This is a genomic window from Streptomyces marincola, assembly GCF_020410765.1.
In the GTDB taxonomy this organism is placed as follows: Bacteria; Actinomycetota; Actinomycetes; order Streptomycetales; family Streptomycetaceae; genus Streptomyces; species Streptomyces marincola.
In genome coordinates, this window is record NZ_CP084541.1 from 524,559 (window position 1) to 549,630 (window position 25,072).

The 25,072-nt window shown below is 74.3% G+C and carries 24 protein-coding genes and 5 tRNA genes; 11 read left to right on the plus strand and 18 right to left on the minus strand.

Annotated features, from left to right (window positions below; all coding sequences use genetic code 11):
• Window positions 1-11: 11 nt before the first annotated feature.
• From pdxS to pgsA, 5 genes are all read right to left on the minus strand, one after another.
• Window positions 12-926 (minus strand): pyridoxal 5'-phosphate synthase lyase subunit PdxS, encoded by a 915-nt coding sequence (pdxS, locus tag LC193_RS02095; protein ID WP_226070819.1) that lies wholly within the window; start codon window positions 924-926, stop codon window positions 12-14.
• A 338-nt stretch (window positions 927-1,264) separates the two neighbouring features.
• Entirely contained in the window at window positions 1,265-1,795 is a 531-nt protein-coding gene (locus LC193_RS02100) for a LemA family protein (protein WP_226070821.1), read from the minus strand.
• A 47-nt stretch (window positions 1,796-1,842) separates the two neighbouring features.
• Window positions 1,843-3,003 (minus strand): glycosyltransferase family 4 protein, encoded by a 1,161-nt coding sequence (locus tag LC193_RS02105; RefSeq protein ID WP_226070823.1) that lies wholly within the window; start codon window positions 3,001-3,003, stop codon window positions 1,843-1,845.
• Window positions 3,000-3,920 carry a phosphatidylinositol mannoside acyltransferase gene (locus LC193_RS02110; RefSeq protein ID WP_226070825.1) on the minus strand — a complete coding sequence of 307 codons (921 nt, stop codon included), beginning with the start codon at window positions 3,918-3,920 and terminating at the stop codon, window positions 3,000-3,002. The genes LC193_RS02105 and LC193_RS02110 overlap by 4 nt, the downstream gene beginning before the upstream one ends.
• On the minus strand, window positions 3,917-4,591 hold the full coding sequence (gene pgsA, locus LC193_RS02115; RefSeq protein WP_226070826.1) for a phosphatidylinositol phosphate synthase: 675 nt from the start codon (window positions 4,589-4,591) through the stop codon (window positions 3,917-3,919). Before pgsA ends, LC193_RS02110 begins: the two co-directional genes overlap by 4 nt.
• Before the next feature lie 257 nt (window positions 4,592-4,848).
• Between pgsA and LC193_RS02120 the strand changes: the two genes are divergently transcribed.
• Entirely contained in the window at window positions 4,849-6,525 is a 1,677-nt protein-coding gene (locus tag LC193_RS02120) for a hypothetical protein (RefSeq protein WP_226070828.1), read from the plus strand.
• 42 nt (window positions 6,526-6,567) lie between these two features.
• Here LC193_RS02120 and LC193_RS02125 read toward each other — a convergent pair whose 3' ends face one another.
• The 3 genes from LC193_RS02125 to LC193_RS02135 all read right to left on the minus strand — a co-directional run bounded on the left by LC193_RS02125 (window position 6,568) and on the right by LC193_RS02135 (window position 9,400).
• On the minus strand, window positions 6,568-7,125 hold the full coding sequence (locus LC193_RS02125; RefSeq protein WP_226070829.1) for an HIT family protein: 558 nt from the start codon (window positions 7,123-7,125) through the stop codon (window positions 6,568-6,570).
• 65 nt (window positions 7,126-7,190) lie between these two features.
• The gene (thrS, locus tag LC193_RS02130; protein WP_226070830.1) at window positions 7,191-9,170 is read right to left on the minus strand and encodes a threonine--tRNA ligase; all 1,980 of its coding nucleotides are present in this window, start codon (window positions 9,168-9,170) and stop codon (window positions 7,191-7,193) included.
• Between the two features lie 158 nt (window positions 9,171-9,328).
• Window positions 9,329-9,400 (minus strand) — tRNA-Val (locus tag LC193_RS02135).
• Between the two features lie 537 nt (window positions 9,401-9,937).
• Here LC193_RS02135 and LC193_RS02140 point away from each other — a divergent pair.
• Window positions 9,938-10,351 carry an SsgA family sporulation/cell division regulator gene (locus LC193_RS02140; RefSeq protein WP_003959770.1) on the plus strand — a complete coding sequence of 138 codons (414 nt, stop codon included), beginning with the start codon at window positions 9,938-9,940 and terminating at the stop codon, window positions 10,349-10,351.
• Window positions 10,352-10,538: 187 nt separating this feature from the next.
• On the plus strand, window positions 10,539-11,093 hold the full coding sequence (locus LC193_RS02145) for a CGNR zinc finger domain-containing protein (RefSeq protein ID WP_226070832.1): 555 nt from the start codon (window positions 10,539-10,541) through the stop codon (window positions 11,091-11,093).
• Between the two features lie 24 nt (window positions 11,094-11,117).
• On the opposite strand, the gene LC193_RS02150 is transcribed toward LC193_RS02145, so the two are convergent.
• Together LC193_RS02150 and LC193_RS02155 are read right to left on the minus strand one after the other, a co-directional pair.
• Entirely contained in the window at window positions 11,118-11,315 is a 198-nt protein-coding gene (locus LC193_RS02150) for a hypothetical protein (RefSeq protein ID WP_086161547.1), read from the minus strand.
• A 139-nt stretch (window positions 11,316-11,454) separates the two neighbouring features.
• On the minus strand, window positions 11,455-11,859 hold the full coding sequence (locus LC193_RS02155; protein ID WP_226070834.1) for a hypothetical protein: 405 nt from the start codon (window positions 11,857-11,859) through the stop codon (window positions 11,455-11,457).
• A 105-nt stretch (window positions 11,860-11,964) separates the two neighbouring features.
• On the opposite strand from LC193_RS02155, the gene LC193_RS02160 reads away from it, so the two are divergent.
• Window positions 11,965-12,507: a DsbA family protein gene (locus tag LC193_RS02160; RefSeq protein WP_226070837.1), complete on the plus strand. Its 543-nt coding sequence runs from the start codon at window positions 11,965-11,967 to the stop codon at window positions 12,505-12,507.
• Here LC193_RS02160 and LC193_RS02165 read toward each other — a convergent pair.
• The 3 genes from LC193_RS02165 to LC193_RS02175 form a co-directional block, all read right to left on the minus strand.
• Window positions 12,465-13,178 carry a GNAT family N-acetyltransferase gene (locus LC193_RS02165; protein WP_226070839.1) on the minus strand — a complete coding sequence of 238 codons (714 nt, stop codon included), beginning with the start codon at window positions 13,176-13,178 and terminating at the stop codon, window positions 12,465-12,467. The genes LC193_RS02160 and LC193_RS02165 overlap by 43 nt on opposite strands.
• A 64-nt stretch (window positions 13,179-13,242) precedes the next feature.
• Entirely contained in the window at window positions 13,243-14,067 is an 825-nt protein-coding gene (locus tag LC193_RS02170; protein WP_226070841.1) for an aminotransferase class IV, read from the minus strand.
• On the minus strand, window positions 14,042-15,121 hold the full coding sequence (locus tag LC193_RS02175) for a chorismate-binding protein (protein ID WP_226070843.1): 1,080 nt from the start codon (window positions 15,119-15,121) through the stop codon (window positions 14,042-14,044). The genes LC193_RS02170 and LC193_RS02175 overlap by 26 nt, the downstream gene beginning before the upstream one ends.
• 136 nt (window positions 15,122-15,257) lie before the next feature.
• Between LC193_RS02175 and LC193_RS02180 the strand changes: the two genes are divergently transcribed.
• The 6 genes from LC193_RS02180 (at window position 15,258) to LC193_RS02205 (ending at window position 16,840) form a co-directional block, all read left to right on the plus strand.
• Window positions 15,258-15,330, plus strand: a tRNA-Gly gene (locus tag LC193_RS02180).
• 22 nt (window positions 15,331-15,352) lie between these two features.
• Window positions 15,353-15,423 (plus strand) — tRNA-Cys (locus tag LC193_RS02185).
• A 1-nt stretch (window position 15,424) separates the two neighbouring features.
• Window positions 15,425-15,496 (plus strand) — tRNA-Val (locus tag LC193_RS02190).
• A gap of 42 nt (window positions 15,497-15,538) precedes the next feature.
• Window positions 15,539-15,613 (plus strand) — tRNA-Val (locus LC193_RS02195).
• Window positions 15,614-15,983: 370 nt separating this feature from the next.
• Window positions 15,984-16,349, plus strand: a complete 366-nt coding sequence (locus tag LC193_RS02200) for a hypothetical protein (protein WP_226070845.1) — start codon at window positions 15,984-15,986, stop codon at window positions 16,347-16,349.
• A gap of 134 nt (window positions 16,350-16,483) precedes the next feature.
• Complete coding sequence (locus LC193_RS02205; protein ID WP_226070847.1) at window positions 16,484-16,840, plus strand: hypothetical protein; 357 nt, start codon at window positions 16,484-16,486, stop codon at window positions 16,838-16,840.
• A gap of 217 nt (window positions 16,841-17,057) precedes the next feature.
• Here LC193_RS02205 and LC193_RS02210 read toward each other — a convergent pair whose 3' ends face one another.
• On the minus strand, window positions 17,058-17,225 hold the full coding sequence (locus tag LC193_RS02210; protein ID WP_176582995.1) for a hypothetical protein: 168 nt from the start codon (window positions 17,223-17,225) through the stop codon (window positions 17,058-17,060).
• Between the two features lie 324 nt (window positions 17,226-17,549).
• On the opposite strand from LC193_RS02210, the gene LC193_RS02215 reads away from it, so the two are divergent.
• Window positions 17,550-18,614 (plus strand): serine/threonine-protein kinase, encoded by a 1,065-nt coding sequence (locus LC193_RS02215; protein WP_226070849.1) that lies wholly within the window; start codon window positions 17,550-17,552, stop codon window positions 18,612-18,614.
• A gap of 21 nt (window positions 18,615-18,635) precedes the next feature.
• Here the strand turns inward: LC193_RS02215 and LC193_RS02220 are convergent, their stop codons facing one another.
• The 4 genes from LC193_RS02220 to cbiE form a co-directional block, all read right to left on the minus strand.
• Complete coding sequence (locus tag LC193_RS02220; protein WP_226070857.1) at window positions 18,636-19,457, minus strand: TrmH family RNA methyltransferase; 822 nt, start codon at window positions 19,455-19,457, stop codon at window positions 18,636-18,638.
• Window positions 19,454-20,659 (minus strand): uroporphyrinogen-III C-methyltransferase, encoded by a 1,206-nt coding sequence (cobA, locus tag LC193_RS02225; protein ID WP_226070859.1) that lies wholly within the window; start codon window positions 20,657-20,659, stop codon window positions 19,454-19,456. Before cobA ends, LC193_RS02220 begins: the two co-directional genes overlap by 4 nt.
• A 69-nt stretch (window positions 20,660-20,728) precedes the next feature.
• A complete protein-coding gene (gene cobT, locus LC193_RS02230; protein ID WP_226070861.1) occupies window positions 20,729-23,623 on the minus strand; it encodes a nicotinate-nucleotide--dimethylbenzimidazole phosphoribosyltransferase in 2,895 nt (964 codons plus the stop codon).
• Window positions 23,624-23,780: 157 nt separating this feature from the next.
• A complete protein-coding gene (gene cbiE / locus LC193_RS02235; protein WP_226070863.1) occupies window positions 23,781-25,028 on the minus strand; it encodes a precorrin-6y C5,15-methyltransferase (decarboxylating) subunit CbiE in 1,248 nt (415 codons plus the stop codon).
• Window positions 25,029-25,072: the final 44 nt, after the last annotated feature.

Sequence of the window (25,072 nt, forward strand, 5' to 3'; positions counted from 1 at the left end):
TCCCGTTCCGCTCACCAGCCGCGCTCGGCGTAGCGCTCGGCGCCCGGCGTGGTGTCGATGTTGATGCCGACCATGGCCTCGCCGAGACCGCGCGAGACGTCCGCCACGACCTTCGGGTCGTCGTGGAACGTCGTGGCCTTGACGATGGCGGCGGCGCGCTTGGCCGGGTCGCCCGACTTGAAGATGCCGGAGCCGACGAAGACGCCCTCGGCGCCGAGCTGCCGCATCAGCGCCGCGTCGGCCGGGGTGGCCACGCCGCCGGCGGAGAACAGCACGACCGGCAGCCTGCCGAGTTCGGCGACCTCGCGGACCAGTTCGTAGGGGGCGCGCAGCTCCTTGGCCGCGGCGTACAGCTCGTGGTTGTCCAGGGCGCGCAGCCGGCCGATCTCGCCCCGGATCTGACGCATGTGGCGGACGGCCTCGACGACGTTGCCCGTCCCGGCCTCGCCCTTGGAGCGGATCATGGCCGCGCCCTCGGCGATGCGGCGCAGCGCTTCGCCCAGGTTGGTCGCGCCGCAGACGAAGGGGGTGGTGAACGACCACTTGTCGGTGTGGTTGACCTCGTCGGCCGGGGTCAGCACCTCGGACTCGTCGATGTAGTCGACGCCGAGCGCCTGGAGCACCTGGGCCTCGACGACGTGCCCGATGCGGGACTTGGCCATCACGGGGATCGAGACGGCCTCGATGATGCCGTCGATCATGTCCGGGTCGGACATGCGGGCCACGCCGCCGTCCTTGCGGATGTCCGCGGGGACGCGCTCCAGCGCCATCACGGCGACCGCTCCCGCGTCCTCCGCGATCTTCGCCTGCTCGGGCGTGACGACGTCCATGATCACGCCGCCCTTGAGCTGCTCCGCCATGCCGCGCTTGACGCGGGCGGTACCGGTTTCCGGGGTCTGGGGGGCGCTGGATGACGTGCTCGACACGAATTGACCTCACTCGACGGAAATGTGTGCGATACGACCATGGTAGGGCCGCGCCTGAGCGAACCGCGGAGCACTCCGCCGCCCGGCGGGCGCCACCTCCCGATGGAACCGCGCGGTGGCCCGTTCCGGAAGGGCCAATCGACGCTCAGTGGCCCGGTCCCTCGGCCCGGGTCCCCCAGTGCCCCATCAGCCAAGGCCTGCCCCGTCGCGACGCCCGGCACGTCACCTCGCTGCGTTGCCGCATCACCCAAGTGCGCCCAGCACGAGGGCGATCCGGCGCCTTGCGATGCACCGCACCGGATCGCCGCTCCTCGACGGGCAAACCCTGACTCGCGGCACTATTCGGTGAGCGCGGCGGGCGGCTCGTCGTCCATCTCGAACGCGAGCGGGAAGGGCGCGTGCCCGGCCAGCCGGAACCACCGCACCGTCCTGTGCCGCCGCACGGCCCGCGCCGCGCGCACCGCGTCGTTGTGGAAACGCCTGGCCATGGGCACGCGGCGCACCGCGGCGAGCAGCTCCTCCGCCGTGCCGGACCCGCCGGGCGCCTCGCGCAGCGCGCGCACCTGCGCGGGCTCGGCGAGCACCACCCGCAGCGCCTGGCTCAGCTCGCTCTCCGCGACCTCGCGGTGCTCGTCCTCCGCGAGCCGCGCCGCGTGCGCCGCCTGGTGGAGCACCATCGAGGCGGCCGGGTCGAACACCCCCGCCGTGGCCAGTTCCTGCGCGACGGAGGCGCGGCGCAGCAACTGGGCGTCCAGCGCCGCGCGGGCCGCGTCGATGCGCGCGTGCAGCCGGTCGAGGCGGCCGGCTGTCCAGCTGAGGTAGATGCCGACCAGCACCAGGGCGACGGCGATCCAGATGACAGTGGTCACGGCCCGTCACCCTACCGGCCGCCCGCGGCCGGGCCCCCGGCCACCGCTCAGTCCCTGGCGAAGCCGAGCCGGCCGAGCAGCCCGGCCCGGTCGTCGGGCGCCACGGCCTCCGCGCCCGCGGCGACCGTCTCGTAGACGGCGAGGACATCGGCGCCGACCGTGGCCCAGTCGAACTTCCGCACGTGCTCGCTGCCGCGTTCCCGCAGGTCGGCACGCCGCCGCGGGTCGGCGAGCAGCCCCGCGGCGGCGCGCGCAAGCGCGTCGGCGTCCTCGTTGGGGAACAGCTCACCCGCCGTCCCGCCGCCGAGCACCTGCGCGAACGCGTCCAGGTCGCTCGCCAGCACCGGGGCGCCCGCCGACATGGCCTCGACCAGGATGATGCCGAAGCTCTCGCCCCCGGTGTTGGGCGCCACGTACAGGTCGACGCTGCGCAGCAGCCTGGCCTTGTCCTCGTCGCTGACCATGCCGAGGAACTCGACCCGGTCGCGCATGTGCCGCGGCAGCCCGGCGACGGCCTCCTTCTCGTCCCCGCGGCCGGCCACGAGCAGGCGCGCGCCCGGCCTGGCGGCGAGGATGCCGGGCAGGGCCCGCATCAGCACCGGGAGCCCCTTGCGCGGCTCGTCGATGCGCCCGATGAAGCCGATGGTCTGGTCCTGCCACTCGGCTCTCGGCTCGGCGTCCGCGAAGAAGCGCACGTCGACCCCGTTCGGGATCACCACCGCGTCCCCGCCCAGGTGCTCCACGAGGGTGCGGCGCGCGTACTCGCTCACCGCGATCCTGGCGCTGATCTTCTCCAGCGCGGGCTGGAGGATCGGATAGGCCGCGCTCATGGCCCTGGACCTGGAGTTGGAGGTGTGGAACGTGGCGACGATGGGGCCGCGCGCCGCCCAGCAGGTCAGCAGCCCGAGGGAGGGAACGACCGGCTCGTGGATGTGCAGGACGTCGAAGTCGCCCTCCTTGACCCACCTGCGGACCCGGCCGACCGACATCACGCCGAGGTTGACCCGGGCGACGGAGCCGTTGTACGGCACCGAGACGGCGCCCCCCGCCGGCACCACGTAGGGCGGCAGCGGGGTCCCGTCCTCCGCGGGGGCGAGCACCGACACGTGGTGGCCGAGCCGCAGCAGGTGCTCGGCGAGATCGCGCACGTGGAACTGCACGCCGCCCGGCACATCCCACGAGTAGGGGCAGACGATGCCGATCCTCATGCCGTTCCGCCTCCGTTCGCCCCAGCGGGCCGCGGCTCCAGGTCGTCGAGCCACAGCCGCTGGAGCATGTGCCAGTCCTGCGGGTGCGCGGCGATACCGGCCGCGAAGCGGTCCGCCACGGCCTGCGTCATGACCGCCGTGCGCTCCGCGCGCGTGCCGCCGGCGGGCACGGGCACCGGCGGGTGGATCCGCCCCTTCATCACCGGGGTCTCGTCGTACCACAGGGTGACGGGCAGCAGCAGGGCGCCTGTCTGCTGGGCCAGCAGCGCGGGCCCGGCGGGCATGCGCGTGGCCGAGCCGAAGAACGCGACCTCGACCCCGGACGCCGACAGGTCGCGGTCGGCGACCAGCGCCACGAGCCCGCCGTCGCGCAGCCTGCGGGCGAGGCGCCCGAACGAGGTGCCGCCCGTGTGGGCCAGCACCTCCATGCCAAGCGACTCGCGGTGGGCGACGAAACGGTCGAAGACGCTGTCGGGTTTCAGCCGTTCCGCGACCGTCGTCAGCGGAACGCCGAGCGCCGCGCCCGCCCAGGCGCCCGCGAGGTCCCAGTTCGCCGTGTGGGGCAGCGCGATGACCACGCCGCGGCCCGAGGCCAGGCCGTCGGTGAGCCGGTCGATGTCCTGGGCCGCGAAGGACGCGGCGATGCGCTGCCTGCTCCACGTGGAGAGCCGGAAGGACTCCATCCAGTACCGCAGGTAGCTGCGCATCCCGGCCCGCGACAGCTCGCGCAGCGCCTCGGGCCCCGCCTCGGGCACCACACGCGCGAGGTTCGCCTCAAGGCGGCGCACGCCGGGTCCGCGCCGGCGCCACGCGACATCGGCCGTGCGCCGTCCCAGCGCGCGCGCCGCCGGCTCGGGGAGCCGTTTGACCGCGCCCCACCCGGCGCCGTACAGCGCGCCCGCGAGCCGTTCGTTCATGAGGCCGGCCCGCTGCCCCGCGCCTCCCCGCGCTCGGCCGCGTCCGCCTCCGCGGACTCCCGGCGCACGGTGACCACGCGCTGGGCGAGCGTGACGGCGCTGCCCGCGGCCACCACCCACAGCGCCACGGGCAGCAGGATGTCGATGTGCGGCACGCCGAAGGTCCGCTCCCAGCCGGCGAAGCCGGCGCACACCAGCGTGATGACGAGCCGCTCGGCGCGTTCGACGAGGCCGTTGACCTTCACCGGCAGGCCGATGCTCTCGCCCCTGGCCTTGGTGTAGGAGACGACCTGCCCGCTGGCGAGGCAGAACAGCGTCACGGAGCACAGCGCCAGGTTGTCGCCCTCGCCCGCGTACCACAGGGCGATGCCGGAGAAGATGGCCGCGTCCGCGAGGCGGTCGAGCGTGGAGTCGAGGAACGCCCCCCACCGGCTCGACGTCCCGAGCTGCCGGGCCATGTTGCCGTCGATGAGGTCGGAGAACACGAAAAGCGTGATCACGACGGTGCCCCAGAAGAACTCGCCCCGAGGGTAGAAGGCCAGCGCTCCCGCCATCACACCGGCGGTGCCGATGAGTGTCACGGCGTCCGGGCTGACCCGCCATCTCAGCAGCAGGGCGGCGAACGGCGTGAGGACACGCGTGAAAAAGGCACGCGCGTACTTGTTGAGCATGTCCTTCCCAGGGGTCGCAGGGGGCCGCGCTGCGGCGGCCGCCGTGAGGGCCCCATCGTAGTCACGCCGCGCGGGCACTCGCGCGGCACCCGGCCCCTGTCCCGGCGGTCCCGAATCCGCCACCCGGCGGGCACTCCCCCCGCTAGGCTGATCCCGCGCAGGGTTGCCGCGGGCCCCGGATGGGCAAGGGCCTGTCGGCGACCGAGTCAGCGGCCCCCGGGCGCGTGCCGGGGGCGGGAAGAGTGTGGGGGTGGCCGATGGCCGGTCTTGACGACCTGAGGCGGGCGGCCGGAGTCGAGTTCGACTTCGCGCCCGGTGCCCAGGTCCCGCTGTCCTCCGTGAGCAGCGGGAAGACGGGGGTCTCTCACGCCATCGCCTCGGTCGCCTACCGCGACGTGGCGCCGAAGGACATATGCGAGGCCAACGACGCGGCCTCGTTCAAGCCGGGCAAGTTCTCCCTGCTCGAACCCAACCTCGGGGAGGCGTTCACCCGCGCCGTCGAGGTCCGCATGCTCGCCGACGACCGCAAGCCGCTGATCCAGTCCTTCGGCGCCGAGCCGCAGATGGTGGTGGAGCACGCGCTGGCCGCGAAGCGGATCAGGAAGCAGCGGGACACCCGGCTGACGGCCATCATGCTCGTCTTCGGCCTGCTGTTCCTGCCGGGCGTGCTGATATGGCTCGGGCTGTTCCAGCTGCGGCGCACCATCGCGGGGGCGCAGGACAAGCGCGCCGGCGCGTTCGGCATGGCGCTGCTCGTGCTGCTCTGCGCGCTGATCGTGTTCCTCGTGCTGCAACTGCCGGTCACCGGCGTCCTCCAGATCTACGTCCTCGCCATGCTGCCCGCGCCGATCCTCGGCTGGTTCCTGGCCCGGCAGATCAGCGAGCGGACCGCGGTGAACCTGCGCGCGCACTGGTCCGAGCTGCTCGGGGGCGGCGGGGCCGGGGCGCGGATACCGGAGGCCGTTCCGCAGAACCCGAACGACGCGGACGCCGAGCGCCTGCGCCTTGGCCTGGCGAAGCTCGCCGCCGAGCAGGGCAGCAACCTCGTCCACTACGCGGGGCCCAAGGGGATACTGGGCATGGGGGTGCGCTGGGCGAGCTGGCAGCTCGCCGAGGAGCTGCGGCCCAAGAACCCGGGACGCGAGATCGACCCGTTCCGCAGCTGGGACGTGGCGCGCGCCATGTACGACCAGCTGCGGATGCTGGAACGCGGGCCGCTGCACACCGGGGGCTTCTCCCCTCCCTCGATAACCCACTGGGTGGTGCGGCACGTCGGGGAGGGCGCCTCCGCGGTGTCGAGGCCCGAGGGCCCCAACGCGGAGGGCTACAGCTTCAGCAACCTCGAAGTGCAGCGCATCTGCAACGAGCAGCAGTTCGGCAGCGGCGACCGCCACTACCTGGGGGTCCAGTTCGTGCTGTGGGACGGCGAGTTGGTCGTCACCATGATGATCACGGTGACCGTGCTGCACCACACGCTGCGCATCGAGGTGACCGCCCACGCGCTCGGGCCGATCCACGGCTTCTTCCGCAAGGGCCCTGACACTCCGAGCAAGGAGATCCGCAACCCGCTGCGGCCCTGGAAGAAGCAGAAGCAGCCGCTGCCGCTCGTGGACGCCAAGGAGGTCGTGCGCCTGGCCGCCCGGGCGCCGCTGACGTGGTTCCCCGCGCGTCTCGACGCGTTCGGCGGCACGCTGGCCCTGCCGGAGCCCTTCGGCCTGCGGCACACGTGGGCGACCACGCCGTGGAACCACCGGTTCATGGTGGACGACGCGCTGCGGGCGGCGACCCCGGTGCTGCGGGTCGCGCACGCGGCGGCCCTGCGGGTGCTCGACGAGCACGGCGTCGACATCACGCCGTTCGAGAGCAGGTCGCAGGCGCTCAGCGGCCAGGTGCAGACGGCCGAGCCCAAGCACGCCGACCGCTACAACATGTGAGCCGGGGCCCGGCCGGCGCGCGGGGCCCGGCCGTAGGCGGGATCAGGCGGGCCACTGGTCGGCGAGCATGCGCCGGGTGTCGGCGAGGAGTTGGGGCAGCACCTTGGTGTGGCCGACGACCGGCATGAAGTTGGCGTCGCCGCCCCACCGGGGCACGACGTGCTGGTGCAGGTGGGGCGCGATACCCGCGCCCGCCGCCGTGCCCTGGTTCATGCCGATGTTGAACCCGTGGGCCCCGGAGGCGCGGCGGATGGCGATCATGGCCTGTTTGGTCAGCTCCGCGAGCTCCGCGGTCTCCGACCCCGTCAGCTCGGTGTAGTCGGCGACGTGCCGGTAGGGGACCACGAGCAGGTGGCCGCCGTTGTACGGGTACAGGTTGAGGACCGCGTAGACCTCGCGGCCCCGCGCGATGATCAGCCCGTCCTCGTCGCTCTTGCCGGGGATGGAGCAGAACGGGCAGCCGTCGTCGGCGCCGGGCCCCGTCGGTTTGCCCTCCCCCTGGATGTACGCCATCCGGTGGGGCGTCCACAGGCGCTGGAACGCGTCCGGCGTCCCGACCCCGATCTGGTGCTCCGGCTCGCTGCTCATGGCGGCCAGCATATGGCGTCGCCGCCCGGGGCCGGGCTCCGGGGCGGGACCGCCCCGGAGCCCGATCGCCCGGACGCTCACACCTGGGCGCGGGTCTCCACGGCCTCCGCGATCTCGCGGAGTGCTTCGGCGCGCGGAATACCGTTCTTCTGCGAACCGTCCCGGTAGCGGAAACTCACGGCACCCTGGGCGACGTCGTCGTCACCCGCGATCACCATGAACGGGATCTTCTGCTTCTGCGCGTTCCGGATCTTCTTCTGCATGCGGTCCGCGGAGGAATCCACGTCCATCCGCAGCCCCGCCGCCTTGGCCTCGGCCGCGAACTCCTGGAGGTAGGGCACGTGGGCGTCACCGATCGGGATGCCGACGGCCTGGACGGGCGCGAGCCACGGCGGGAAGACGCCCGCGTAGTGTTCGAGCAGTACGGCGAAGAATCGCTCGATCGAACCGAAGAGGGCCCGGTGGATCATCACCGGCGTCTGCCGCGAGCCGTCGGCCGCGGTGTATTCGAGCCCGAAACGCTTCGGCTGCTGGAAGTCGACCTGGATGGTGGACATTTGCCAGGTCCTGCCGATCGCGTCCTTCGCCTGGACGGAGATCTTCGGGCCGTAGTAGGCCGCCCCGCCCGGGTCCATGACCAGCTCAAGCCCCTGCTTGCCGGCCGCCTGCCGCAGCGTCTCGGTAGCCTCCGCCCACTCCTGCGGCTCGCCGATGAACTTGTCGGAGTCGCCTCGGGTGGACAGTTCGAGGTAGAACTCGCTGAGCCCGTAGTCGCGCAGCAGGCCGAGCACGAAGGTGAGCAGCGCGTCCAGCTCGTCGGGCATCTGCTCCTTGGTGCAGTAGATGTGCGAATCGTCCTGCGTGAAGCCGCGGGCGCGGGTGAGCCCGTGCACGACACCCGACTTCTCGTAGCGGTAGACCGTGCCGAACTCGAAAAGCCGCAGCGGCAATTCCCGGTACGACCGCCCGCGCGCCCGGAAGATCAGGTTGTGCATGGGGCAGTTCATCGCCTTGAGGTAATAGTCCTGCCCCTCGAATTCCATGGGCGGGAACATCGACTCGGCGTAGTGGGGAAGATGCCCCGACGTTTCGAAAAGGTTGGCCTTGCTGATGTGCGGGGTGTTGACGAAGTCGTAGCCCGATTCCACGTGCCTGCGGCGGGAGTAGTCCTCCATCACCTTGCGGATGACGCCGCCCTTGGGGTGGAAGACGGCGAGTCCTGAACCCAGCTCCTCGGGGATCGAGAACAGGTCGAGTTCCGCCGCGAGCTTCCTGTGGTCGCGCTTCTCGGCCTCGGCCAGGAACGCCAGGTGCGCCTTCAGCTCGTCACGGCTCGGCCAGGCGGTGCCGTAGATGCGCTGGAGCTGCGGGTTGCGCTCGCTGCCGCGCCAGTAGGCGGCGGCGCTGCGCATGAGCTTGAACGCCGGGATGAGCCGGGTGCTCGGCAGGTGCGGGCCGCGGCAGAGGTCCTTCCAGCACAGCTCGCCCGACTTCGGGTCGAGGTTGTCGTAGATCGTCAGCTCGCCCGCGCCCACCTCGGCCCCCGCGCCCTCGGCCGACTCGGCCGCCGCGCCCTTGAGACCGATCAGTTCGAGCTTGTAGGGCTCCGCGGCCAGTTCACCCCTGGCCTCCTCGTCGGTGACGACCCGGCGGGCGAAGAGCTGGCCCTGCTTCTGGATCTGCTGCATGCGCTTCTCGATGCGGCCCAGGTCCTCCGGCTGGAAGGGGCGCTCGACGTCGAAGTCGTAGTAGAAGCCGTCCCTGATGGGCGGCCCGATGCCCAGCTTGGCCTCGGGGAACAGCTCCTGCACGGCCTGCGCCATCACGTGCGCGGTGGAGTGCCGCAGGATGTCGAGGCCGTCGGGCGAGGTGATGTCGACCGGCTCGATCTCGTCGCCGTCGGCGAGCTGATGCGCCAGATCCCGCAGTTGACCGCCGACGCGGACCGCCACGACGGAGCGTTCCCCTTCGAAGAGCGCCGCGGCCGTCGTGCCCGTGACCACCACACGTTCTTCCCGCTCGGAATCGCGTTTGAGGGTCACACGGACGTCCGACACCGGTCTCTCCTGACGTGCTGAAGCGGAAGCGGCCTGGCCTGCCCTGGCCGCGCAGACCCGCATCGTACCGAGCGGGCGACCCGGGCCGCGAAACGGCAACGGGCGGCGGCGCACACGCAGAAGGCCGGTCCGCTGCTACGGACCGGCCTTCCCCGCGGTGGGCGATACTGGGATCGAACCAGTGACCTCTTCGGTGTGAACGAAGCGCTCTCCCGCTGAGCTAATCGCCCGGGGCTTGTGCCCTGCGGCACGGGAAGAACCATACAGTGCCGATCACCCATGGTCCAAATGCGCTCCTCGCCAGGCCAGGAGACCCGCTTCCCACGGCCTGCCCGCGGCCCCCGCACGGCCCGTCCGCCCCCGGGCCGGGACGGGCCCGGCACGCCCCGCCGCGCCGCGTGCGCCGGGGCCCGCGCGGCCCGTCCGCACCCCGCCCCTCCGTCCGCCTCCCCCGCTCTCCCCCGCCCCCTGCGGGCCGCGTGCGCGATCCGGGAACACGGCGGCGGACGGCCGCGGGAAGGTGCAGTGCGGCATAAACACTCCCGGACGGGGCAGCTACCAACCAGTCGCCATGAAATCGGAAACGACTCGGCCGGCGCTCACCATCCCGCTCCTCCCGTCATGCCCGATATCGCCAATCGGCCATTGGAATGACGTTAAAGGCCATAATTAGGGCAGAGGGGTTTACAACTGGCGGGTACGTGGCATCTCGATTTCGCCGACGTGCGAATCCCCGAGCGCACACTGAGCGAAAGGCCCTGGCGCTTATGAACACCACGGTCAGCTGCGAGCTGCACCTGCGCCTCGTCGTATCGAGCGAGTCCTCACTTCCTGTACCCGCGGGGCTGCGGTATGACACGGCGGACCCCTACGCCGTCCACGCCACGTTTCACACCGGAGCCGAAGAAACCGTCGAATGGGTTTTCGCCCGCGATCTGCTGGCCGAAGGTCTGCACCGGCCGACGGGCACGGGTGACGTCCGGGTGTGGCCCTCCCGCAGCCACGGACAGGGCGTGGTCTGCATCGCCCTCAGCTCGCCGGAGGGCGAGGCACTGCTTGAGGCCCCCGCCAGGGCCCTTGAGTCGTTCCTGAAGCGCACCGACGCGGCCGTGCCGCCAGGCACGGAGCACCGCCACTTCGATCTCGACACGGAGCTCTCGCACATCCTGGCCGAGAGCTGACGGACTCGCCGGTTCTTCGCGCCGTCTGACTCGGGGTGACGGCGCGGAACCGGCGGCAGGCGCACCCGGTGGCGCCGCTGTGGCCCCGGCCACGGCGGCGCCACGCGCCATGTCGCGACTAGAGTCGCGTGGACGACCGCCCCGGCCGCCACGCCGGCCGGGGCACCCGCGGACCCCGGAGCCCTCGGTGCAGATCAGCCACGACACCCGGTGCGCGCTCGACCACGCGGTCGGCCTGCTCAACACCGCGCCAGGACCCTCGGCGGACGGACTCGCGGACCTCGGCGCGCTGCGCGCCTTCGTGGCCGCGCACAACGTCAGCGACGTCCGCCCGGACCGGCTCGGCCCCGCCGACCTGCGGGCCGTGCACGAGGTGCGGGACCGTTTCGCCGAGATCCTGGACGCGCCCACCGACCGCGCCGCCGCCGGGCTGATCAACGAACTGGTGGCCAACGCGGGCACCACCCCGCGACTGACCGACCACGACGGCCACGGCTGGCACGTGCACTACTTCGCGCCGGGGGCCTGCGTGGCCGACCACCTGGCCGCGGACGGCGGCATGGCCCTGGGCTTCCTCGTGGTCGCGGGGGAACGCGAGCGGCTGCGCCGATGCGCCGCCCCCGGCTGCGGGCAGGCGTTCGTCGACTTCTCCCGCAACCGGTCCCGCCGTTACTGCTCCAACCGCACCTGCGGCAACCGCATGCACGTGGCCGCCTACCGGGCCAGGCGCCGCCTGCCGTGACGCGCGGGCCCCGCCGCGCGCCGGTCAGAGAAGGAACAGGTCATGCACCCCCGCGATGAGCAGCAGCGTGCCGATGACGGTGAGGAAGAGCATCAACGGCGGCTGGGAGAGCGCGAACAGGCAGCCGCGGCCCTCGGGTGCCGCGTGCGCGCGTTCCGCCTGGACGGCCGGCCCCGGCCGGTTCGAGGTGTCGGGAGTCGGTTCCCGCGTGATGTGCGCCATGTCGCGGCGATCATGGCGCAGCCGGAGCACGCGGCGCGATCAACACATCCCATTTGACCGCTCGTGCGGTGAATGTCGAACTGGATCGAGGGACGGTTCGGTCACAGGTCAGAGGGCTCGTCCGGCGGCCGGCCGGCGGTCAGATGCCGTGCTTCTTCAGGATGGCCTCGATGTCGGAGAAGTCGTCCGCGTCCGCGGCGCCCGCGCCCCGCCGACCGCCGCGGGGCAGGGAACGCGGCGTCCCGGCCGCGGGTTCCGCCGCCGCGCGCGCTCCCGCGCCCCGGTCCTTGCCCCTGCCCTCGACGAGCCGGCCGGAGAGGAACAGCAGCACGGCCAGCCCGAGGACCCCGAAACCGGCCCACGCCAGGGGGTTGAAGGTCATATTGAGCACGAAGCGCACCACGCCCGTCATCGCGAGGCCGACGGGCAGCAGCGCCACCGCGGCGGTCCTCAGCGCCAGCGCGTAGCGGCGCCTGCGGGCCACCACGAAGGCGATGCCGAGGCCCGCGGCGGAAAGAAGGGTACAGGCGGTGCCAATCAACATCTTTCCATCCTGCCGCTCCCGTGCCCGTGACGCCATGGCCCGTGGTCGGACTCAGGGACATTTCCGGGTGCGCCCCCGAGGGCCGCCGGATGGAAGACTGTGCGTATGAACGAGAACACCGGCCGCCCCGTCGTGCTGGACGTGTGGTGCGACCTCCAGTGCCCGGACTGCCACCGCGCCGAGTCGGATCTGCGCGTCCTGGCGGAACGTTTCGGGCCGGCCCTGGAGATCCGCCGCCGGCACTTCCCGCTGCCCCGCCACCAGCACGCCCTGGCCGCCGCCCAGGCGGCCGAGGAGGCGCACGCGCAGGGCAGCGGCGACGCCTTCTGGACGGCGCTGCTCGCGCGCACCGCCGAGCTGTCGGAACGCGGGACGCCGGTCCTGCTCGATGTCGCCCGCGGGCTGGGCCTGGACGCGGACGAGGTGGACACCGCGCTGGTCGACGGGCGGCACATGCTGATGGTGGACGCCGACCAGGCCGAGGGCCAGGCCCTGGGCGTCACCGGCACCCCGACGTACGTGATCGGCGGGCAGCGCCTGGACGGCGGCAAGAGCCAGGAGGGGCTGCTGGACCGCATCGCGGAGCTGGTCGAGCAGCTGCTGGCTCAGCCGAGCGGCTTGGACAGGTGGAACTCCGCCGCCTCGTAACCGAGGGAGGCCAGCAGCCGCAGGCCCTCCGCCGCGCGGCGGGGCACCGTCGCGCCGAGGACGTGCCCGCCGGCGGCCAGGCACACGCGTTCCGCCTCGTGCAGCAGCGCCCGCCCGTAGCCGCGGCGCCGGTGCTCCTCGGGCACCCGCAGCGCGCTCACGGACACGACGGCGCCCGTCGGCGCGGCGCCGGCCGGGGGCCGGGAGACGCGCAGCTCCCCGACGTGCCCGGTGCCCGCGCCCTCGCGGGTGAGCAGGCGCAGCGCCCCGGCGCCCGCGTCGCGCACGGCGAGGTCGGGCGGCAGCGGCGGGGGCGGCCCGGTCAGGTGCTTGACCAGGCCGCGGGCCCGTTCGGTCCAGCCGAGCGCCGCGGCGAGCGCGAGGGCGCCGTGCGCCGTCGCGGGCACGACCGCGTCGGCCCGCGGGCAGCCCCGGGACCGCAGCACCTCCTCGGCGGCCAGGAGCGCGACGGTGGCACGCCCGCGCCGGCGCTCGTCCGGGTCGACCAGGAGGTCGCTGATCTCTCCTTCGGCGTCACGGCCCGAGCCGCGCACCAGGAGGCGCAGGCCGCCCACGCGGCGGCCGTTGACGCGGATGTCGAACGTCTGGGCCGAGCCGGGCTCCCCTGACAGCGGCTCCCCCGGCCCCGCCGGGCGCAGTGTGGTGGTCACGCGGCCATTCCTACCCGGGCGGCGGCCGGTTGCAGCGTGCCCGTCCCGTGCGCGCCCGGTGCGGTCAGGGGTCGATGTCGGCCGCCGCGCGCTCGGCGAACACCCGCATCGCCCCGGCCGTCACCGGCCCGGGCGCGCCGGGCAGCTCCCGGCCGTCGATCCGGCGCACGGCCTGCACGTCGCGGGCGCTTGAGGTGAGGAACACCTCGTCGGCCGTGCGCAGGACGTCCATCGGCAGTTCGGTCTCCTTCGCCCCGGTCCACTCGACGACCAGGGCCCGCGTGACACCCGCGAGGGGGCCGTCGGACAGCGGCGGCGTGTGCACCTCGCCGCCGATGACCACGAACACGTTGCTTCCCGTCCCCTCGCACAGCCGGCCCGCCGTGTTGGCGAACAGCGCCTCGGACGCCGCCTCCTGGCGGGCACGGGCCAGGGCGATCACGTTCTCGGCGTACGAGGTCGTCTTCAGGCCGGCCAGGGCCCCGCGCTCGTTGCGGGTCCAGGGGACGGTGATGACCGAGGTGGTGTCGGGGCGGCGGGCCATCGGGGCGTGCGCCACGAGCAGGGTCGGCGGGCCCTCGTCGCGGCCGGAGCCGAGCGGGCCGGGACCGCCGGTGTAGGTGACGCGGAGCCGGCCGAGCGGCAGCGGGACCGCCCGCAGGACCGCGGCGCAGGCGCGTTCGACTTCGGCCAGGTCCGGCTCCGGCAGGCCGAGGCCGGCCGCGGAGGCGGCGAGGCGGTTCAGGTGCCTGGTCGTGGCGAAGGCCCGGCCGTCCTCGGTCTTCAGCGTCTCGAAGACGCCGTCGCCGACGGTCAGTCCGTGGTCGAAGACGGAGACCCGCGCGCTGTCGGCGTCGCGCAGCTCACCGTCCAGCCAGATCAGCGCCATGTTGGCTCCTTTCGCCGCCGTTCGGCTGCCCTCCCGTAGACGCTACCCCGATCAGCCGGGCCGCCTTCAGCTGCGTCTCCGCCCATTCGCGCTCCGGGTCCGAGTCCCAGATGATGCCCGCGCCGGTGCCGAACCGCAGTTCGGCGGTCCCGCCGTGCCGGTCGATCCAGAACGTGCGGATGGCGACGGCGAGTTCACCGGTGCCGCGGTCGGCGTCGACCCAGCCGACCGCGCCGCAGTACGGGCCGCGCGGCGCCGGTTCGAGTACGTCGATGACGCGCAGGGCGCTGGACTTCGGCGCTCCGGTGACGGAGCCGGGCGGGAACGCCCCCGCGAGCAGTTCCGGCCAGCCGGCGCCGGGGGCCAGTTCGCCGCGGACGGTGGAGACCAGGTGGGTCAGCCCGGGCCGCTCCTCGGGGACGCACAGCTCGGGCACGGTGACGGTGCCGGGGACGCAGACGGTGCCGAGGTCGTTGCGGACCAGGTCGACGATCATGACGTTCTCGGCCCGCTCCTTCGCGCCGAGGTCCTCGGCCCGCCGGGCGGTGCCCTTGATCGGCCCCGACTCCACGACGCGGCCCCGGCGGCGCAGGAACAGCTCGGGGGACGCGGTGGCGATCTCCGTGCCGTGGTGGGGCAGCCGGACCGTGCCGGCGAACCGTGCCGCGTTGCGCCGCGTGAGCAGCGCCGTCAGGGCGTCGATGTCGTCACCCGCGGGGAGCGGCGCGGACAGCACGCGGCACAGGTTGGCCTGGTAGACGTCGCCCGCGGCGATGTGCTCCCGCACGCGCTCGACGGCCGCGCCGTAGGCGGCGCGGTCGAGCGAGCTGCGCCACGCGTGCGGCCCCGGCCCGCGCCAGGCGCCGGGGCGCGGGGGCGCGCCGGCGCGCGCCGGGCGGACGTCGTCGAACCTGGCGCACAGCAGGTCACCTTCATAGCCCGCGACCACCGCCCACCAGCCGCTCGACTCCAGGGCCCCGGGGTCGCTGGTGACGTCGCGCAGCCCGGTGGCGAGGAATCCGCCGAGGCGGGCGAGCGGGAAGGTATCGGGCACGCGTGCGAGTCTATGGCGGCCCTCGCACGGCGGCCCGCACGGTACCGAGTTTGAGCTGGCCCGCGAATCCGCTAAGGTTCATGACGTCGCCGCGGCACGGACGTCACAGACGGACGGCAGCGGCGGGGACAACACTGCGGACGTAGCTCAGTTGGTAGAGCACCACCTTGCCAAGGTGGGGGTCGCGAGTTCGAATCTCGTCGTCCGCTCGAAGGGGGCACGCCCCCATTCGGTGGAGTGGCCGAGAGGCGAGGCAACGGCCTGCAAAGCCGTCTACACGGGTTCAAATCCCGTCTCCACCTCGGACGATTAGCTCAGCGGGAGAGCGCTTCCCTGACACGGAAGAGGTCACTGGTTCAATCCCAGTATCGTCCACTGGACCCACCGGGTCCGCCCCGCGGCGGCAGCCGCGGGCCCGCGCGATTAGCTCAGCGGGAGAGCGCTTCCCTGACACGGAAGAGGTCACTGGTTCAATCCCAGTATCGCGCACCACAGGCCGACATCCGGGCTTCCCCGCGTCGAGGCCACGTAGGGCCTTCAGGTCTCCAGGACAGCGTCCTCCCACCCGGGAGGGCGCTGTTCCTCTTTTTCTTCAGTTTCTTGAGCACCCCCGCTCGCGGGGGACGCCGGCCGTGGTCGAGAACGCGCCGCCGAGCGGATCACGTTGGCCGGTATGCGCCTGCCGCCACGGCATTGGTTGAAGTTTTCATTATCTCCGGCGCGTGAGGGATTGATCGTTTGCGGGCCGCCGCGACGCACCTGTGCGCCGGCGCATGACCGGAACCCCCTGGGCAGCCGGTCGCGGGCTCGGCCAGGCGAACGAGCGGGATCTTCGACCAGGAACCAGGAGAGTCGGGAGACGATGAGAATCAGGCGCTTCCCCGCCATGGCCGCCGCCGCGGCGACGGCCGCCCTCGCGGGCCTGCTCGGCCCCGCCGCACAGCCCGCCGCCGCGGCCCAGGTCACCACGTCCTACGAGATGGTCACGGCCGCCTTCGACAACAACCCGGGGAACGGAGCCGAGAGCTGGGTCTGGGTGCACGCCGGCCCGAACACCCCGGTGCCCGCGCTCGTGGAGTACGCGTTCTACGACGGCACCACGCAACGCCTCTACGTGCTGGAGGCCAACGCCTCAGCGACCCGGGACGAGACGCGGGACATCTGGAGAATACGGGCCTGCCTGCACTGGCCGTACCCGAGGACCCTGGGGTGCGGTCCCTGGACCTGATGCCCGAGGACAGCCCGAGTAACCAGGGGACATCCGCCCGGCCACCGGCTCGTGCCCTGCCGTGCGCCGGACACCCGACCCGGGCGGAGCCCGGAACCCACCACCGAGCCGTCAGTCCTGGAGGAATGAGAAGGATGAGCATCAAGCGTCTCTCCGCCATGGCCGCCGCCGCGGCGACGGCCGCCCTCGCGGGCCTGCTCGGCCCCGCCGCACAGCCCGCCGCCGCGTCCCAGGTCACCACCCACTACCAAGGGGTCTCCGCCGCCTTCGACAACAACCCGGGGAACGGAGCCGAGAGCTGGGTCTGGGTGCACGCGGGCGCGGGCGTCTCGGCGGGGTCCGTCGAGTACGCGTTCTACGACGGCAGCGTGCAGAACCTCCAGGTGTTCGGCGGCAACACGTCCGTGACCAAGCACGAGCACCAGGACATCTGGAGGATACGAGCCTGCGTGCAGGTCGGAGGGCTGACCCAATGCGGCCCCTGGACCTGAGATCCCCCGGCACCACGCGTGGCGAGCGGCCGTTCTCCGGCTGTCCGCTTCCCTGACCCCTCCCCCGGCCAGGTCCTGGACCGGCTGGGCGTACGACGCGGGGCCCGGGCAGCTCCCCAGCTGCCCGGGCCCCCAGCCGTCCGTGTCACCCCCGTCCCCACGGGGCTGCTCGCCGGTGTCCCCGACCCGGGCCGCTCTCCCGGGTCCGGAGCGCCGCTCAGCGCCCCAGCATGCCGGCCACGGACGACGCCTGGGTCATGACGGCCTCGACGCCGCCGATGACCACGGCGAGGGCGATGGCGAACGGCAACACCATGGCCGTGGCCACCAGCGGATGGCGCCGGTCTGCCCGCACGGTGTCGTCCGGCACCGCGGTGCGTGCCATCTGTCCCCTCCCGTCCTCTCGTTGGCGCGGCGGGCGGGTGACCTCGGGGGACGAGTTCTGCGCCCGCCGCTCACCGACCACCCTAGGCGCGCGCCACCTGTCGTGACGTCAACCCGGCGTACCGCACCCGTGGCATCCCGCAGGAGGACACCGGGTCGGCCCGGCTACTCCTCAGGGTGGACACCGGGGCCCCGATACCGGGGATCCCCCCTGCGGGTGGGCCGGCGGAAACGCAGAAAACGCCTGCGCGCCGGCCTTCTCGCTGCTTGCGCCGCGCAGTCCGTAAGCTGTGGCTCATCACAAGCACCGGGCAGCGAGGTAGACATGGCGATGATGCGGCTCCGGCGCGAGGACCCGCGAGTCATCGGCGCGTTCCGGCTCCACCGACGGCTCGGCGCCGGCGGCATGGGGGTGGTGTACCTCGGTTCCGACCGGCGCGGGCAACGGGTCGCGCTCAAGGTGATCAGACCCGACCTCGCGGAGGACCAGGAGTTCCGTTCGCGGTTCGCCCGGGAGGTCTCCGCCGCGCGGCGCATCCGCGGCGGGTGCACGGCCCGCCTGGTCGCCGCCGATCTCGACGCCGCCAAGCCGTGGTTCGCCACTCAGTACGTGCCGGGACCCTCGCTGCACGACAAGGTGGCGGAGCACGGCGCCCTGTCCGCGGCCGAGACGGCGGCCGTCGGCGCCGCGCTCGCCGAAGGGCTGGTGGCCGTGCACGAGGCCGGTGTGGTGCACCGCGACCTCAAGCCGTCGAACATCCTGCTCTCGCCCAAGGGCCCGCGCATCATCGACTTCGGCATCGCCTGGGCCACCGGGGCCAGCACCCTCACGCACGTCGGCACCGCCGTCGGCTCCCCCGGGTTCCTCGCGCCGGAGCAGGTGCGCGGCCAGCCGGTGACGCCCGCGTCCGACGTCTTCTCGCTCGGCGCCACCCTGGCCTACGCGGCGCTCGGCGACTCGCCGTTCGGCCAGGGCAGTTCCGAGGTGATGCTGTACCGCGTGGTGCACGAGGAGCCGCAACTGCACGGAGTCCCCGCCGCCTTGGCGCCCCTGCTGCGCTCGTGCCTGGCGAAGTCCGCGCAGGAGCGCCCGAGTACGCTCCAGCTCTCGCTGCGGCTCAAGGAGATCGCCGCGCGCGAGGCCCGCGGCGTCTCCCGCCCCGCAGGGCGCGCGCGCCCTGCCCCCGCCCCGGCGCGGGCGCCGGAGCCACGGCGCCCCGAGGGGCGCACGGCGCCCCGGCGGACCGGCGCCCGCGGACCGGCCGCCAGGCCGCGGGCCGGCCGCGTGGACAGCCGGCTGCTGCGCCAGCGCCTGATCGTCTTCGTGACGGTCACGCTGCTCGTGGTCCTCGGCCTCGCGGCGGCGCAGGGCTGCCAGGGGCCGGTGTAGGCCCTGCCGTCCCGTGCCGGCTCAGGGCCCGGGGCGCGGCTCCGCCAGGGCGAAGAACGCGACGGCCGCGGCGGCGGCGACGTTGAGCGAATCCACACCGTGCGCCATCGGGATGCGCACCCGGACGTCCGCCGCCGCGAGGGCGCGGGCGGACAGTCCGTTGCCCTCGGCGCCGAGCAGCAGTGCCGTCCGGGCGCCGGCCTCCTCGGCCGCCACCTCCCGGATGTCGCGGGCCCGCGGGTCCGGGGTCAGCGCGAGCAGCCTGAACCCGGCCTCTCGCACCGCGTCGAGGTGCCCGGGGCCGTGCGGCAGCCGCGCGTAGGGCAGCGAGAAGACCGCGCCCATGGAGACCTTGACGGACCTGCGGTACAGGGGGTCGGCGCAGTCGGGCGTGAGCAGCACGCCGTCCATGCCGAGTGCCGCCGCGCCGCGGAAGACGGCGCCGATGTTGGTGTGGTCGTTCACCGCTTCGAGAACGACGAGCCGCCCGGCGGTGGCCAGCAGGCCGGCCGGCGGCGGCAGCGGCGTGCGCTGCATGGCGGCCAGCGCGCCGCGGTGCACGTGGTAGCCGGTGACGCGCTCGGCCAGCGCCTCGTCCACCAGGTAGACCGGCGCCCCCGTGGCCGCGGCCACGTCCGCCATCGCCTCGGCCCACCGGGGGGTCAGCAGCATCGAGCGCATCGGGTAACCGGCGTCCAGGGCCCGGCGGATCACCTTGTCGCCCTCGGCCATGAACAGGCCGTCGGCCGGCTCGCGCCGCCTGCGCAGCGCCACGTCGGTCAGGCCGGTGTAGTCGGCGAGCCTGGGGTCGTCCGGGTCGGTGACGGGAACGGGGGCGTTCACCCGACGGCCACCACGTCGCCCACGACGACGATCGCGGGCGGCCGTATGCCCTCCCGCGCGATGCGGTCGGCCACGGTCCCGAGCGTGGCGTCCAGCCGCCGCTGCGCCGCCGTGGTGCCCTCCTGGACGACGGCGACCGGTGTGTCGGCCGGGCGGCCGAACCGGATCAGCGCCTCCGCGATGACGGGCATGCGTTCGACGGCCATCAGGAGCACCAGGGTGCCGCGCAGCGCGGCGAGCGACTTCCAGTCGACCAGCGAACGCGGGTCGTCGGGCCCGACGTGCCCGCTCACCACGGTGAACTCGTGGGCCACCCCCCGGTGCGTGACCGGGATGCCCACGGCCGACGGCACGCTGATGGCGCTGGTGACGCCGGGTACCACCGTGACGGCGATGCCCGCCTCGGCCAGTGCCTGCGCCTCCTCCTTGCCGCGCCCGAAGACGAACGGGTCGCCGCCCTTGAGGCGCACCACGAACTTCCCGGCCCTGGCGTGCTCGACGAGGGCGTCGTTGATCGCCTGCTGCGCCATGGCCCGGCCGTAGGGGATCTTGGCGGCGTCGACGACCTCGACGTGCGGCGGCAGTTCGTCCAGAAGATCCCGGGGGCCGAGCCGGTCGGCGATCACGACGTCCGCCTCGGCGAGCAGTTGCCGGCCGCGGACGGTGATGAGCCCCGGATCCCCCGGCCCGCCCCCGACCAGGGCGACGCCCTGGCGGCGGACGCGGTGCCTGGGCGCGCTGAGCGTGCCGTCGCGCAGCCCCTCGACGACCGCGTCCCTGACAGCGGCGGAACGGCGCGGGTCGTGGCCCGTGAGCACGGCCACGGTGACGCCGTCGCCGCGGCCGGTCGCCGGGGTCCAGGCGGTCGCCGCCGCGGCGTCGTCGCTGCGGACGCACCACACGCGGCGCTCCTCCGCCTCGGCGGACACGGCCTCGTTGACCTCGCGGTCGTCCGTGGCGACCAGCACGTACCAGGCGCCCTCGACGTCGCCGGGCCGGTAGCCCCTCGGCTCCCAGGTCAGCTCGCCCGCGTCGGCCATGGCCTGCACGGACGGCGTGACCGCGGGAGCGATCAGCCGGACATCGGCGCCCGCGGCGAGCAGCGCGGGCAGACGGCGCTGGGCGACGGTGCCGCCGCCGAGGACGAGCACGCGGCGGCCGGTCAGGCGCAGACCGACGGGGTAGGCGGGGTTCTCTGACATGGGTGGTGCGGGCTCCTCGGGCGGCGGGCCGGGCCGGCCGGGGGCCTCCCGGCCCCGGCCGCCCCCACCCTAATTCTTGTCGGTGACTCCGGCCGCGTCGAAGGTCGCGACCTCGCGCACCGCGCGGGCGGCGCTCTGCACCACCGGCAGGGCGAGCAGGGCCCCGGTGCCCTCGCCGAGGCGGAGGTCGAGGTCGACCAGCGGGCGCAGGCCGAGGGCCATCAGGGCCGCCTGGTGGCCCGGCTCGGCGCTGCGGTGCCCGGCGATGCAGACGGACACCGCCTCGGGCGCGATGGCGCGGGCGGCCAGCGCCGCGGCGCCGGCGGTGACGCCGTCCAGGATCACCGGCACCCGCAGCGAGGCGCCGCCCAGGATGAACCCGGTGAGCGCGGCGTGTTCGAGGCCGCCGACGGCGGCGAGCACGCCGAGCGGATCGGTGGCCTCCGGCTCGTGGAACGCCAGGGCGCGGCGCACGACGTCGACCTTCCTGGCGTGCGTCTCGTCGTCGATGCCGGTGCCCCGGCCGGTGACATCGGCCGGATCCGCGTCGGTGAACGCCGCCACCAGGGCCGCCGAGACCGTCGTGTTGGCGATGCCCATCTCCCCGGTGAGCAGCGCGCGGTTGCCCGCCGCCACCAGGTCGCGCGCGGTCTCGATGCCGACCTCGACGGCCCGCAGCGCCTCTTCGCGCGTCATGGCGGGACCCACGGTGATGTCGCCGGTGCCCGCCCTGACCTTGCGCGGCAGCAGGCCGGTGGCGGTGGGCAGTTCGGACCTGACGCCGACGTCCACGACGCAGACCTCGGCGCCCACCTGGGCGGCGAACGCGTTGCACACGGCTCCCCCGCCCAGGAAGTTGGCCACCATCTGCCCGGTGACCTCCTGCGGCCAGGGGGTGACGCCCTGCGCGTGGACGCCGTGGTCCCCGGCGAACACGGCCACCGCGGCCGGCTCCGGCACCGGCGGGGGGCAGCTGCGGGAAAGGCCGCACAGCTGCGCGGCGAGCACTTCGAGCGCGCCGAGCGCGCCGGACGGCTTCGTCATGCGCTTCTGCCGCTCCCACGCCTCGCCGAGGGCCTGCGCGTCGAGCGGGCGGATCTCGGCGAGGGTCTCGCTGAGCAGGTCGTGCGGCTCGGCGCCGGGCAGCGCGCGCCGGCCGTACACCTCGTCGTGCACGACCCAGGACAGCGGGCGGCGGCGCGACCAGCCGTTCTGGGCCAGCTCCGGCTCGTCGGGGAACGCGTCGACGTAGCCGACGCAGAGGTAGGCGACGATGTCGAGGTGCTCGGGCAGGTCGAGGACGCGCGAGAGTTCGCGCTCGTCGAAGAAGCTGACCCAGCCGACGCCGAGGCCCTCGGCACGGGCCGCGAGCCACAGGTTCTCCACCGCGAGCGCGGAGGAGTAGGGCGCCATCTGCGGCACGCCCATGCGGCCGAGGGTGTGCCGGCCGCCGCGCGTGGGGTCGGCCGTGACCACGATGTTGACCGGGGTGTCGAGGATGGCCTCGATCTTCAGTTCCTTGAAGTGCTTGGCCCGGCCCTTGGGCAGCGACTTGGCGTACGCCGCGCGCTGCTTCACGGCGACCTCGTGGACGGCCTCCCGGGTCTCGGCGGAGCGGACGACGACGAAGTCCCACGGCTGGGAAAGACCCACGCTCGGCGCGGTGTGCGCGGCTTCGAGGACGCGGAGCAGCACGTCGTTGGGGATCGGGTCGAGCCGGAAGCCGTTGCGGATGTCGCGGCGTTCGCGCATCAGGCGGTGCACGGCGGCGCGCTCGGACTCCGGGTAGCCGGGGGCGGGCGGGCCGGCGGCGCCGGCCGCGGGCCGCGCCTGCTCCTGCGGCTCCTCGGCCTCGGCAGCGGGTTCGGGGGCCGGGCGTGGGCCCGGCACGGCCGGGGCCTGAGGCGGTGCGGCGGGCGGCTCCTCGGCCGGGGCGGGCGCCTGCGCGACGGCGGGCTCGGCAGCGACGGCAGGCCCCTGCGCCGCGGCCGGCTGCTCCCCCGGCGCGGCCACCGGCTCCGCCGATGCCTCGGGCTGCTCGCCCGCCTGCCGCACGGGGACTTCGGGGACCGGCGGCGGGACGGGCCCGGCGGGCGGCTCAGCGGCGGCGGGCGGCTCCTCGGCCGGGGCGGGCGGCTCCTCGGCCGGGGCGGGCGCCTGCGCGACGACGGGCTCGGCAGCGACGGCAGGCTCCTCCGCCGCGGCCGGCTGCTCCGCCGGAACGGCCACCGGCTCCGCCGATGCCTCGGGCTGCTCGGCGGCGGCCGGCTCCGCCGGAACGGCGGGAGCGGCGCCGGGCTCCCCGCCGCCCTGGCCCGCCGGGTCCGCCGGTCCCGGCACGGCGGCCGGCTCCGGCTCCCCCGCGGCGGGGACGCCGGCCGGCGGCGCCGCGGACGCGTCGGGTACGGCGGCGGGCGCCGGGACCGGCTCCCAGGCGCCGGGCGGTTCGGGCAGGGGCGCGGGCGCCGGAGGAACGGGCGCCGCGGCCACGGGTCCTGGCGCCTCGGCCGCGGGCTCGGGCACCAGGTCCTGGCCGGGCCCGGCCTGCCGCGGCACGGCGGGCGACGGCGGACCGGCCGGGGCGGCCGGGGCGGCCGGGGCGGCCGGCGGCGGCACGGTCTCGGCCGCGGGCACGTCGAGGTACTCGGGCTCGGTGGGGTGCGGGCCGCGGGGCGCCGGGGGCGCGGGCCTGTGGGTGACCGCGGGAGCGGGCTCCGGCTGCGGCGCGGCGGCGGGCGCCGGGGCCGAGGGCCTCGGCGCCGCGGTGGCGGCCTCGCCCCAGGCGACGTTCGCTCCCGGCATCAGCAGTTCTTCCTCGTCGAGGTCGCCGTCCCCCGCGTCGTCAGGCGCGGCGGGGAACGGGTAGGCCGCGGGAACCGGCCCGCCCGGCTGCGCGAGCTGGTCCGGCCCCACTCCCGCGTGCTCCGGCTGTCCCTCTTCCGGGACCCGGCCGGCGTCCGTCATGCGTGCACCTCGCCCATCGCACAAGCTCCTTCCGACCCCGGACATTGACGGACGAAACATCAAGTCCGGCCGACGGCACAACGGTCAGTCAGCCTACCCGGGATACGGCGGCTCCCCGCTCACGGGTGCACGAGTGATCCCGAGAGGTCCGGCTTCGTCACCTGGGGGCGGGCAGACGGCGCGCGACGAGGAGGAAGACCACCACGCGCCCGCGTTCCGACCAGTCCGCGGTGGAGAGTTCGACGGACTGCACCAGGGTGCACTCGACGTCGTAGCCGGCCGCGATCAGCACGCGCCCCGCCGCCTCCGCCTGATCCCGGGTCATGGCGTGCGTCACGATGCGCTGGGCCCTGCGGTCGGCGCACGCGGCCAGGGTCCGCGCGCCGCCGCCGCCGACGCGGATCACGTCGGGCTCCGGCAGGTCTTCGAGGGCCTGCGGCGCGACCCCGTGCACGACGTGGACCTGGACGCCGAGGCGGCGGGCGGCGGCCTCCGTCGCGGCGCACGCCTGCGCGTCGCGGTCCACGGCGATCACCGCGGAGCCGAGCCGGGCGGCCTCGATGGCGGCCAGGCCGTTGCCCGAACCGACGTCCCAGGTCAGGTCGCCCATGACCGGCCCGAGCGCGGCGAGTTGCAGCGCGCGCAGGCGCCGGCTGCCGCCGGGGCCGCCGGCCTCGGGCACCGGATCGGCCCCGGGCGCGTAGGGGTGGTACTCGGTGGCGGCCAGGCCGAAGCCGCGCGGCTGCTCCGAGCCGCCCGGGTCGAGCCCGGCCAGCCAGCTGCTGCCGCCCGGCCCGCGGCTGCCGCCGCCGATCACGATGACCAGGTTGGGGTCGGTCCAGCGGTGCTGCGTGACGGTGTCGGAGGTCAGCACGGAGACGCGTTCCCTGTCGGTGCCCAGGGACTCGCACACGACGAACGTCCGGTGCACCGGGCCGAGGAGCAGCGCGATCTCGGTGGGTCCGGCGCCGGGCGAGGTGAGCACGGCGACCTTGGGGTGGGCGCGGCAGACGTTGACGGCGCGGCGCAGGGTCCTGCGGTTGGCGACGACGATCCGCGCGTCGTCCCAGGGCATGCCGGCGCGGGCGAACCCGGCCGACACCGCGGACACGGCGGGGACGACCTCGACTTCGAGGCCGTGCTCCGGATCGCGCAGCGTGCGGACGACGCCGAAGAAGCCGGGGTCGCCGTCGGCGAGGACGACGGCGGTGCCGCGGTGGGCCGCGATGCGGCGGGCGGCGAGCGACAGGCTGCCGAGCTGGACGCGTTCGGCGTGGGCGGGGACTTCGGGGAGATCCAGGTGCCGCGGCGCGCCTGCCACCAGGGTCGCCGCCTGGAGGGCCGTTCGGGCGGGCGGGTCGAGCGGCGAGCCGTCCCATCCGATCACGGTGACGCGGTCGGCCATGGTCGGGGCGCTCCTGGGCTGCTCGCCGGTCGGGGACGGCGCAA